The organism is Endozoicomonas sp. Z74 (assembly GCF_057680865.1).
In genome coordinates this window covers 1-10,610 of sequence record NZ_JBLYZI010000143.1, presented here as the reverse complement: position 1 = coordinate 10,610, position 10,610 = coordinate 1, and the positions used below count along the sequence as shown (strand labels likewise).

Genomic DNA, 10,610 nt, shown 5'->3' with positions numbered 1-10,610 from the left:
CCGGAAATACCTTGTGCATCACCGGCAATGGGTGAGGGCGGCAGAGTTTTATGGAGGACACCGATCTGCTCTGGGGACATCATGGGTATGGACTTCAGGATGTCTTGGAATTGCTGAGGTTTCATGGCTGGAACTCCACTTTACACGACAATTCTCATGCTCAGGGAGTATAGACCATGTTAGCAACATTTAATTTGAACAGCGCCGATAAACACCGTTCGAATACTTCCGGCCATCGTTCACTGTCAGGCTCTCTGGACAACCGTTCTGCAGTAGACATCAGATCATCCAGAGACAGCTGTATCGGACTTTTCTGCTGGGTGAGGCTCAGGGAGAGTCGGAGGAACTGTTGAGCCAGCCACCGAGGCAGTTTCCTGTCCTGACCGGGTTGCCCGGAAATAAAACTTTCAAGGTCATTGAGTGATAAGGTGGTTAGTTTGATCTGGGTGCATCGGCTTTTCATGGCCGGACTCATTGCTTCCCGCTCGCCAAAGCTGGTGGGGTTTATGGTGGCAAAAAGTCGGAATCCGGGAGCGGCTGCTCCAGTGAGAACATCGTTAAATAACCCTTCAAGGTAACGGCTGGGAATCAGGTTCAGTTCACTGATTGCGATTTTGCGGCCACTGCGCATGGCCTGTCTGACAGAATCAACTAGGGAGTCCCAGCGGTTCGGATTGGCGTTGATGTGCAGGAAGGGCTCTTCGTGCTCATGTTCTTCCAGCCACAAAGAGAGCGTCTGGTTAAGAATGAAATCTTTTCCCCAGCCAGCAGGTCCTTCTACGATTACGGCGGATCGACCGCTGTCGTCTTTCTCCAGGCTTTGCCAGTAACTGAACACCAGCTCCCTGATGGGTTCTGGTCCCCAGTTGGTGTTGGGGTAGCGTGTTTGTAATTTTTCCAGAAACCCCTCGAAGGCCTGGTCAGGTCCTGCCAGAATGCTGTCATCTTCCGGAAACGCTTCCATGCACTTCTGGTTCATGGATTGGCGTTCTTCTGAGGGAAGCGCACCGCCGAGGCTGTCGGAGAATCCCCGTCGAATGCAGGCGTGTATCTGTTTTATGGTGGGAGTTGATGGACTGTGGCTGCATAATTGCCTGACCACCGCCAGCACATCCTTGATATCCCGTGGGGTGAGGAGCTCCCCCGGCAGTTGCTTCTGATAGAGTTCAAACAATCTCAGAATTTGATCACTGGCCTGCTTTTTATAAGCATCGGGCCAGCTGCCAGGAAGTCCCGGCTGTATGATGGCTCTGGCCATGACCTCTTTTGGCAAGGGGGGATAAAAGAACGTTGGGATGAGTGGGCTCAGGGTGCTGTCCAGGTGGCGGCCATCGTAGCTGTCAGGGTTGCCAGTGAGAATAACCCGGTGTTTGTCACTGAGAGGATAAACCTTTCCCTGGTAATGAAGAGTAGGAGGTTGCCGGGTAAGCCCGGCCAGGGTCGCCAGTAAACCTTCTGGAGCCAGGTTGGCTTCATCCAGTACCAGTACAGGGGGATTTTCGGATAGAGCCCATTCCAGTATCGGGCCCTTTTTGAAGGTGGTGTAGCTGTCGGTTGAGCCATCGGGAAGTATTGAAGATTCCATTACCTGCTCACCATACAGCTCTCCGGCTCGGCTGTTGGGGCCCAGGTTCAGGACTAGACAGTGGGGGGGATCTGCTGGCCCGAGTCTTGAGCCAATGGCCTGGGCCATAAATGATTTACCCGCACCGGCCTCTCCCTGCAGAAAAATAATCGGGTGTTGTTTGGCTCTTTCCGTGAGGTGGGCAAGACGACGAGCATGACGGCTGTGGTCATGGCGTTGTCCGTCCAGCAGAGCCTGTGGCAGGGTATCCAGGGAGTCGGGCAGCCCGTTCCGGAAGCTTGCAGACAGCATTTCAGTGAGCTGCCTTCTTTTCCCTGACTCGTTGCTTTTTGATGCAAGGACTTTGGCAATGGATCCTTCCAGTTTCTCTATTTCACCACTGATGGATACAGGGTGGTGAAGATGGTTTCTGCTGGCGACCAGGGCGTCTCTGAGGGTTGAGCGGGTGTTGCCATTGAAATACTGTTTTTTTAATGCCTCTTCCCTGCTTACCTTGAAGGTCACTGCCAGGGCGTCCTGCTCATCTGGGCTGGCTGCTCCCACCACATATTGAGCCAGCTGCTGGAGGGCTTCATCGTCCGGTTCATCCGGAGCCTTTCTGGATTGATGCAGTGAGACCGGACAGTGTTGTGCAAGGGGCCAGAAGTCTTTTTTGAGTTGCTGCAAATCCGGGGACGGGTGGTCCATAAGCCAATCTTTCAAGGCGGTTTGATTGGCCTGTTGAGGGGGAGGGGGGCTGTCCGGCCAGGTTTCAGCAATTTTAGCCTTAATAAAACCGTAAACCTTTGGGTCTCCCCGGTAGGCTTTTGCCGTCAGTACATGCAACGCCCGGCGGTAATGGCAGGGCCTGATTGACGGGCTGTTGTCCAGCTTCTGCTCGTGAGCGGCCTGACGATCAATAATGTGCTGAAAGTCCGGGGCAGACCAGGGAGGCACTGCGGGGTAAGCCTTGGTGGTTGAAGGAGGAATCTGTCCAAGTTGTTTATAAAAGGGGTGGACCGGAACGGATTTGCTGTCACTGGATGTTTTTTTACAGGCCTGGAGTAACAGGGCTGGGATGTTCTGAGGTAATTGGCCTGACTCTGGCAGGGTCAAAGTGATTCTGGCTTTGGGCAGGTCCACTTTTTTTCCATGCAGAAGCACGCAGGGAGGGGAAGCAAAGAGCGTTTCCAGAGCCTGGGCTATTTTAGGATTGTTTTCCAGCCCTTTGAGTACCACTGGGATTCCCTGCAGCAGGCACTCCATCAGTGGTGTGTTGTCAGTAGCAAATAAAAAGCGTTCCTGGCTGATCAAACGGATCTGCTGCAATAGATCTTCCCATGTGTCCTGAGCCGCCAATTCGTAGACAAAGGGCGAGGTTGCGGTGTCAGAGCTTGGGGGAATCACCTGCTGCTCATCCGCTGGTGTCTTAAGCAAACTGACTTTGACATCAGTGCTGGGTTTCAATAAACCTGGTTCGTTGATAAAAAGTGCCGGTCGGTGCTCACTGGGGATGCGCTCCAGAACCGTCAATAATCTTAACCACTGCTGATCACTAAGGGGGCTGCTAATAACCAGCTGCCCATAATCTTTTACCAGCTGTTCCAGAGCGTTGCATCGAACCACTTTTGCCCCTTCCAGCTTTATTCCACCTTTCAATGTTTCCATTTGCTGGCTGTTAAGGCTCAGGCAGGGGGCATCCGGCTGAAATTTAGATGCTGCATGTTGATGCTTCTTTTTGAGTGCCGTGATTTGTTCCGGGGTACTGTCGTTGCGGGACAGGGAGATGTTCTCAGGAAGAGGGAGCCACTTATTGTTGGCTTCAAATTCATTGTTGTGCAGAGCTCTGGCAAGAGCCGATGTAAAATCCGGGTTGTCCCAGGGCGCATTCTTCAGGATGAGATGGCTGTTGCTATTGAGGGTGGAAAAAATGCCTTCTGAAAAATGCAGCTGTCCCTGCTCGTTGAGTGTGATGCCTCCAAAGAGGCATTCATACCAGTCATCGAAGTCTGAGAAATCAACCGTGATAGTTGTTGAGGCGTCTGGTGGCTGTTTAAGTGTTTTGGATGCAAGCAGTTCCACATGGGTGGGTATCAGGGGTTGAGAATCAGTGTTGCCCAGCTTCTTTTCGGGCATTCTCATCAGGCGCCTCCAGCAGTCACTACCGGAGGGTTTCAAGCCGGTTAACATATCATTGCTGGTGATGACTTCCCGGTGAATGTTCTTGCCCAGGGGGGCTCCATTGCTATGTGGAGTCTCTTCCAGCAAGTCATTGATAGTGGCTATCTGCCCTGGTGTCATGGCAGTGAGGTCCAGGACCAGGCAAAGTGGCTGTTCACTGAACAGCCTGCCTCTATCGGTCTTCAGCTGATGACCTTCAACCCAGGTCTGTTGTAGGAGGCCATGATTTTCCAGATCCTGTGGTTTCTGAATAACAATGATCTGGCCTTGCTCTGGATAGTGTTGACGAAGTTGATGGAAAATGGCCATCTTTTCCCTCTCACTGTCGGCAAAATGCAGTGAGCTATTGCTTGATGGCTTTTTGGGCTGTAGGTCCTTTGAAGGAGGAGTTGGAGTGGAAACCCGTTTTGGCTTTTTCCTGAAACTGTTTCGCAGAGTGTTCAGGAACCCTGGTGTTGAGGAGGGCATTTTTTTGTGGGCCCGCCTGGAAAGAGAGAGTGTGTGCTTAAGACTTTGAAATGCGGTTCGAATAGAGAATTTACTGGAATCCCTGACGGTGGTTTTTCTGCCGATAAACTGAGGTTCCAGCTCAAGCGGGAGGCCTTCCTGTTCAGGTTGGTCATTCAGTGGGAGTGCCTTTTGAGGGGCTGTATTGGAATCCCTTGAGCCATTGATCTGGGGCATGCGGAGTAATATGTTTCTGCTGCGACTCAATCGCGTTCAGGAAAACAGAGACCCTTAAAGTGGATTCAGGTGTTCTGTGCCAGTGATTGTTATCGGCCAGCAAGCTAAAGAACCTTTATAAAAAGAAGGAGCGGTGGGGAGTGGAAGATGAAGCTTGGGAGGGGAGTTTGGGCACCCGCTTCCACTCTTGAAGACAAGACTGAAAGCGGGTGGGGTATAACCCGGAGGTTATTTCTTGGTTTCTTTCTTCTCTTTGGTGGCGACTTTCTTGCCTTCCTTCTTGGTGTCCTTGCCATCAATGCTGATCAGCTCAACATCAAATACCAGGACAGAACCAGCGGGAATGCTGCCCACTTCCTGATCACCGTAGGCCAGTTCTGCGGGGATGGTCAGTTCATATTCTGAGCCGGTAGGCATCAGCGCCACACCTTCGGTCCAGCCCTTGATGACGTTACCGAGAGGGAAGGTGGCGGGTTGGCCACGCTGTTTGCTGCTGTCAAACACGGTGCCATCGATGAGTTTGCCGGTATAGTGGGCGGTAACGGTATCGGTGGCAGCCGGTTTCGGGCCATCGCCCTGCTTGATGACTTTGTACTGCAGGCCGGATTCCAGAACTTTGACGCCCTCTTTTTTAGCGTTTTCATCCAAGTAAGCCTGCCCGGCCTTTTTGGTTTCCTCAAGCTTCTGCTTGGCTTTTTCCTGAACCACAGTATTCATGCGGGTTTCATGAGCCCTGAGGGCGGAACCCAGCTCTTCCTCATTCATTTTTACCTGGTTGTCCAGGGCATCCAGAAGACCCTGCTTGACCAGTTCCCGATCCAGGGTGACGCCCAGCTCTTCCTGCTGTTTCAGGGTCTGTGTGGCGAAATTACCGACAGAGGCCCCAATGGCATAGGCCGCTTTCTGTTCATCGGTGTTCAGCTGAACTTCGGGAGCCTTGGGCGTTTTATCCTGGCAGCCTGCGGCCAGCATAACAACCGCCGCCAGAGCGGAGAGCTTGATAACTTTTTTCATATCGATTTCCGTAGTGATTGGCCATGACTAAGCCTCTGGCCAAGAAATTCTTGCCTGTCTGAGTGGAAAAATGATGCGAACAGCTGGCAATAATGGCACAGGGCTCGCTGCAGGTGAACCGGGTCGTGAATTTTTTTCAGAAAAATCACAACAAATTCTCATTCCTTACGTAAAGGCCTCGCCTCTTAGAGAACCGTTGGTCACAGTACTTGTGAGCCCTGTGGTAAAGCCTGGCGGTTCACAGTAAACAACAGCCTTCTGCCTCTGCCCACCCACCTGGTTTCAGAGCCTAATAATAGACACTCCTCATATGGACATTGAAAAAGTGAAAGGGTTCCTTGATGCCCTGGTCATGGTTATGGGGTATTTGCCCGGATTTTGGCCAGAAAAGAGCGCTTTCAGAGCGCTTTTCATCGAACCCTGACAGGGCCTGCACTATATTTGTAAGGGTCTTATTTCTGGTGCCATTGCTCTGCTGTTTTCTTTCGTTATGGGTATTTCTGTCCCTGGCTGGTGCCGGGAGCATGAAATCCCGTGGGTATCTCTGGATTTCATTATGGGTTGGAGTATCCGCCGCGTTTTGGTGTTTTATCTTCTGTTGTGCTGTTGGCAAAGTTCTGGCTATGGCGCTCATGGGTATTCGGGTGCCGGTATTTCTCCAGGCCACTCCCTTGATTCGTGTCGGGGGCTGGTACCCGGTGGCTGGCAGGCGTTGAGAAATGGGTTTCAGTTGATGCCCCACTACCAGGATCAGGAAGTGGTTCGTTACCTGCCTGCCTTTTCCCGGTATTACTTTTACCGCTTTGAAAAGCGGATCCTGAAATATCAGGCGTATTTAAACCGGCGGGTACAGGAGAGGAACCTGCCTGCTGAACTGGCTTTGTTGCCATTGATTGAGAGCTCTCTGGATAGTCGGGCCAAATCTTCGGCCCGGGCCGCCGGCCTCTGGCAGTTGATGCCGAAAACCGCCAGGGTCTATGGTCTTGAGGTGTCGGCGAAACGCGATGAGCGAAGGGATCTGGAGAAATCCACAGAAGCCGCCCTGTCCCTTCTTGAGGATCTTTATCAACGGACGGATGACTGGTTGCTGACGATTGCGGCTTACAACGCCGGGTTGTACCGAGTGCGTAAAAGCGTAGCCCGTTCGGGAAAAAACAGGGGAGACTTCTGGGGACTGAAGCTGCCCAGAGAGACCCGAAGCCATGTGGCCAAACTGCTGGCCCTGAGCTGGGTGGTTCTTTCTCCAGAGCAGCACGGTATTTCACTGCCTGATTTGCTGCTGAGCGCTCCTGCCAGGGCTCGCAACATTCCGGTCAGTCTCTGTGACCGGCCGGTTCAGACCTGTCTTTATTGTCGGCGAATGGCGCTCTGGGTGTTTTTTATTCTGTTGAAGTCGGCTCAATCCGGCAGCGGCTCATCGGCTCCTGGAAGGAAGAGGGTGATGACCGTTGATATCAGTACAAACAGAGTGGATAGCCACAGGCAGGCTTCGAGCCCGCCCCACTGGAAGGCGCCTCCGGAAATGACCGTACCCACCAATCTTCCCATGGCGTTGGCGGTGTAATAAAAGCCGACGTCCAGTGAAGCGCCATCTTTGCGGGCATAATGCACGATCAGGAACGAGTGGAGGGATGAATTGATGGCAAAGACCACCCCAAAGACCAGCAAACCCGCCAGCAGAGAAAGCTCTGGAAACCAGGAAAGGCTGATCAATAACGCCAGCAGTCCGGAAACCAGCAACAATATTACCCCCCAGTAAAAGACCGGTTTAACGGGCGTGTTGCTGTTGTTTTTCCGGGACATGAGGTTTGGGGTGATTCCCTGAACCAGCCCATACCCGATTACCCAGAAGGCCATAAAGGCACCGGTTTGTGAATGGCTCCAGCCAAATACCGAGGCCAGGGTCAGGGGCAGGGCCACGACAAACCAGATGTCCCTTGAGCCAAACAGGAACAGACGGGCTGCGGACAGCACGTTGACTGAACGGCTGCTGGATAGAATGTCACGAAATACCGGCTTTCGCTGTGCTTTACCCAGGTCGTTTTTCAGAAAGCACAGGCTGAAACACAGAATAATAGCCAGCACCGTTGCCATGGATACCATGGCATTCTGAAAACCGATCAACCCCAGCAGGGCGCCTCCCAGAAAGAATCCCACCCCCTTAAGGGCATTTTTTGACCCCGTAAGCAGGGCAACCCAGCGGAAAAGGCGACCCTGCTGGTGGCTTTTGACCAGGGGAACCGAAAGAAACGCCTGAGGGACCGCCATCATCAACAAAGCGCTAATTTGCAGGGTCAGGCCCAGGTTCATGGTTCGATTCAGACCAATGCGGGCCCCCAGCCATCCTCCCGTCAGATTGGTGACAACACCAAAAAACTCATAGAACAGAAACAGCAGGGCAATTTCCAGTCCTGAGTAACCCAGTTGATAAAAATGTAATACCACCAGCATCCGCAGGGCGCCATCCGTGAGGGTAAAGCTCCAGTAATTGAACGTGACCAGGGCGTAGTTTTTTACGGACTGCTGATCAGGCTGTCTGAGGGGGTGCGCACTACTGGTCACAACTTAATCTCCCTTTATGGACGGTTAATGGGGTTGAGGCTGGTTGCTGGGCGGGAAGCAATGACGTGTCCGGTTTGAGAAAGCCACCAGCGACAGCATGACCGGCACTTCCACAAGTACGCCCACAACGGTGGCCAGGGCCGCACCTGAATTCAGCCCGAACAGGCTGATGGCCACGGCGACGGCCAGTTCGAAAAAGTTAGAGGCGCCGATCATTCCTCCAGGAGAGGCGATGGCATGGGGTTGTCGCCACTTTTTCATCCAGACATAGGCGATAGCAAAAATCAGGTAGGTCTGAATGATCAGCGGGGTGGCGATCATCAGAATGTCCATGGGGTTATCCAGAATTTTGTCCGCCTGAAACCCGAACAGCAGAATGACTGTGCCGATCAAACCGAAAATGGAAAGGGGTTTGATCCGGGCCGAAAGCTGGTCCAGAGCCACAGGGGATAGTGCTTTTCTGGTCAACCAGCCTCCCAGCAGGGGAATAATGACAAACAGGGTCACCGACAGGAGCAAAGTGTCCCAGGGGACAATGACATCAGTAACACCCAGCAGGAAAGCTGCCAGGGGGGCAAAGGCAAAGATCAAGACCAGGTCGTTGATGGCGACCTGCACCAGGGTGTAGTTAGGGTCACCCTTGGTCAACTGACTCCAGACAAACACCATGGCGGTGCAGGGGGCTACGCCCAGGAGGATCATCCCGGCAATATACTCATTACCCAGTTCCGGGGAGATCCATCCGGCAAACAGGTGGCGGATAAACAGAACGGCCAGCAGTGCCATGGTGAAAGGCTTGATCAGCCAGTTCACAGTCAGGGTGATGATCAATCCTTTGGGACGGCGATGAACATTTTTAACGGCGGTGAAATCCACCTGCATCATCATTGGAAAGATCATCAGCCAGATAAGAACCGCAATGGCCAGATTGATGCTGGCGTATTGGAGGTTTCCAAGCAGAGCGAAAGCGTCCGGAAACTGGATGCCACCCAGCAACCCCGCAAGGATGCCCAGGGCTACCCAGAGACTGAGATAGCGCTCGAAAAATCCCATGATAGATTTCCTCTTCGGGTATCGTCGAAAAACGATGTTTGTTAGAAAAACAGGCCGCTTTCTGCGGTATATCAGTGACCGTGTTGTCAGTGTTCAGTCCAGGTAATTGAGCCAGTCTCTCAGCTGTTCCAGAGCCTTCGGGTTAAGGGAGAAGCAAGTTCTTGGATGCCTGACTTCGGCCTCCACAAATCCAGCTTCCCGTAAAATCCGTAAGTGTTCGGAAACGGTGGACTGCGCCAGTCCAATGTCATTGACCAGGTCGCTGCCAAGACACTCTCTGTTGGCCAGGATTTTCAGGAGCCGGATTCTGGCAGGATGGCTCAGCGCTTTTGCAGCCGACGCCAGTTGTTGCTCCCGATCAGAATCCAGGTCAATTTTGCTGAGGTTTGTCAGACATTGCGCCATAAAATAAATCGCCTATCGTCGAATGGCGATAATAATGTACAAGCCTAAGGGTTCTGTCAACAGCTTCAGCCACCCTCTTAATTAATCATTAGGTAAACCCCCGGCTATGCCGGGGAGACTCCCATAGGTTTGATCGAGGCTTCGGTAGCTGATCCTGCTCGCCCTGAACGGTTAATGGCTTTCCCTCACCCCGGCCCTCTCCCAGAGGGAGAGGGTGTTGACGGTGCCAATATTGAAAGCCCTCTCCCTTTGGGCTGTCTCTTAGTCACAAATCCTAATCTTGGTTTATCCTTTTCTGAGACAGACCAAGATCATGATGCCACTGCCTCCTCAACAATGGGCTGAACAGACTTTCGGATGTGCCAAGATGGGAGATACGCGTCGAACCAAAAGGCTGGTGCGAGTGGCAGGAGACCTGTCTGCTCATACGGGCTCATCTCTGGCCACTTCCTGCAGTGGCAACCTTGCTGCGGTTGAGGGCGCCTATCGTCTCATTGAAAATGAAACCGTAGAGCCTGAAGCCATTGCCGAAGCCGGATTTCAGGTGACAGCGCTCGCTGCAAACAACTCTCAACTTATGCTGGCCATAGAAGACAGTACCACTCTCAGCTACAAACACTCTGTCAGGTCAGAACTGGGCGACATTGGAGGACCCGAAAATAGTATATCCAAAGGCATATAGGCTCACTCAGTAATGTTGCTGGATGTGGATACTGAGCGAACTATTGGTTTGATTGATCAGCAGCGCTGGATTAGAAACGACGGCGATCGTGGCAAAAAGCACGAACGCAAGCAGCGTCCCTATGAAGAGAAAGAGAGTTTCAAATGGCAAAAGTCTTCAGAAAATATTGAACACAGGCTGGGTGCGCAAATAGCGAAGGTCATCAGTGTCTGTGACCGCGAAGCTGATGTTTATGAATACATCCGATACCAGTTGACTCACGGCAGGAGGTTTGTTGTCAGAGCAAGGCAAAACCGGATTTTAATAGACGATGATCGACTGCTTTTCGATGCTCTGGCCGCAGAGCCTGTCCTGGGAAGATATGCAGTTAATGTTCCTCAGCGTGGCGGGCGAAAAGCACGTAAAGCCACTCTGCAGGTAAAGAAGAAAACCGTGACAATACAATCACCTCAAAGGCCAGGTGGT

General features: G+C 52.4%; 7 protein-coding genes and 1 pseudogene. 3 read left to right on the top strand and 5 right to left on the bottom strand.

The annotated features are described in order from the left end of the window. Positions 1-160: 160 nt before the first annotated feature. Positions 161-4,429 (bottom strand): hypothetical protein, encoded by a 4,269-nt coding sequence (locus ACNRUY_RS24360; protein ID WP_488114269.1) that lies wholly within the window; start codon positions 4,427-4,429, stop codon positions 161-163. A 228-nt stretch (positions 4,430-4,657) separates the two neighbouring features. After that, positions 4,658-5,443 carry an FKBP-type peptidyl-prolyl cis-trans isomerase gene (gene fkpA / locus ACNRUY_RS24355; protein ID WP_488114268.1) on the bottom strand — a complete coding sequence of 262 codons (786 nt, stop codon included), beginning with the start codon at positions 5,441-5,443 and terminating at the stop codon, positions 4,658-4,660. A gap of 490 nt (positions 5,444-5,933) precedes the next feature. Between fkpA and ACNRUY_RS24350 the strand changes: the two are divergent. Further along, positions 5,934-6,587, top strand: a pseudogene (locus ACNRUY_RS24350) (lytic transglycosylase domain-containing protein); the annotation flags it as partial. Between the two features lie 254 nt (positions 6,588-6,841). Here ACNRUY_RS24350 and ACNRUY_RS24345 read toward each other — a convergent pair. From ACNRUY_RS24345 to ACNRUY_RS24335, 3 genes are all read right to left on the bottom strand, one after another. Further along, positions 6,842-8,005 (bottom strand): MFS transporter, encoded by a 1,164-nt coding sequence (locus ACNRUY_RS24345; RefSeq protein WP_488114267.1) that lies wholly within the window; start codon positions 8,003-8,005, stop codon positions 6,842-6,844. Between the two features lie 24 nt (positions 8,006-8,029). Next, complete coding sequence (gene arsB / locus ACNRUY_RS24340; protein WP_488114266.1) at positions 8,030-9,058, bottom strand: ACR3 family arsenite efflux transporter; 1,029 nt, start codon at positions 9,056-9,058, stop codon at positions 8,030-8,032. Positions 9,059-9,151: 93 nt separating this feature from the next. Further along, positions 9,152-9,463 (bottom strand): ArsR/SmtB family transcription factor, encoded by a 312-nt coding sequence (locus ACNRUY_RS24335; protein WP_488114265.1) that lies wholly within the window; start codon positions 9,461-9,463, stop codon positions 9,152-9,154. A 313-nt stretch (positions 9,464-9,776) separates the two neighbouring features. Here ACNRUY_RS24335 and ACNRUY_RS24330 point away from each other — a divergent pair, with 313 nt between their 5' ends. After that, on the top strand, positions 9,777-10,145 hold the full coding sequence (locus ACNRUY_RS24330; protein WP_488114264.1) for an IS4/Tn5 family transposase DNA-binding protein: 369 nt from the start codon (positions 9,777-9,779) through the stop codon (positions 10,143-10,145). A 12-nt stretch (positions 10,146-10,157) separates the two neighbouring features. Beyond that, the coding region (locus tag ACNRUY_RS24325) for an IS4 family transposase (protein WP_488114263.1) at positions 10,158-10,610 on the top strand (453 nt) is incomplete at its 3' end.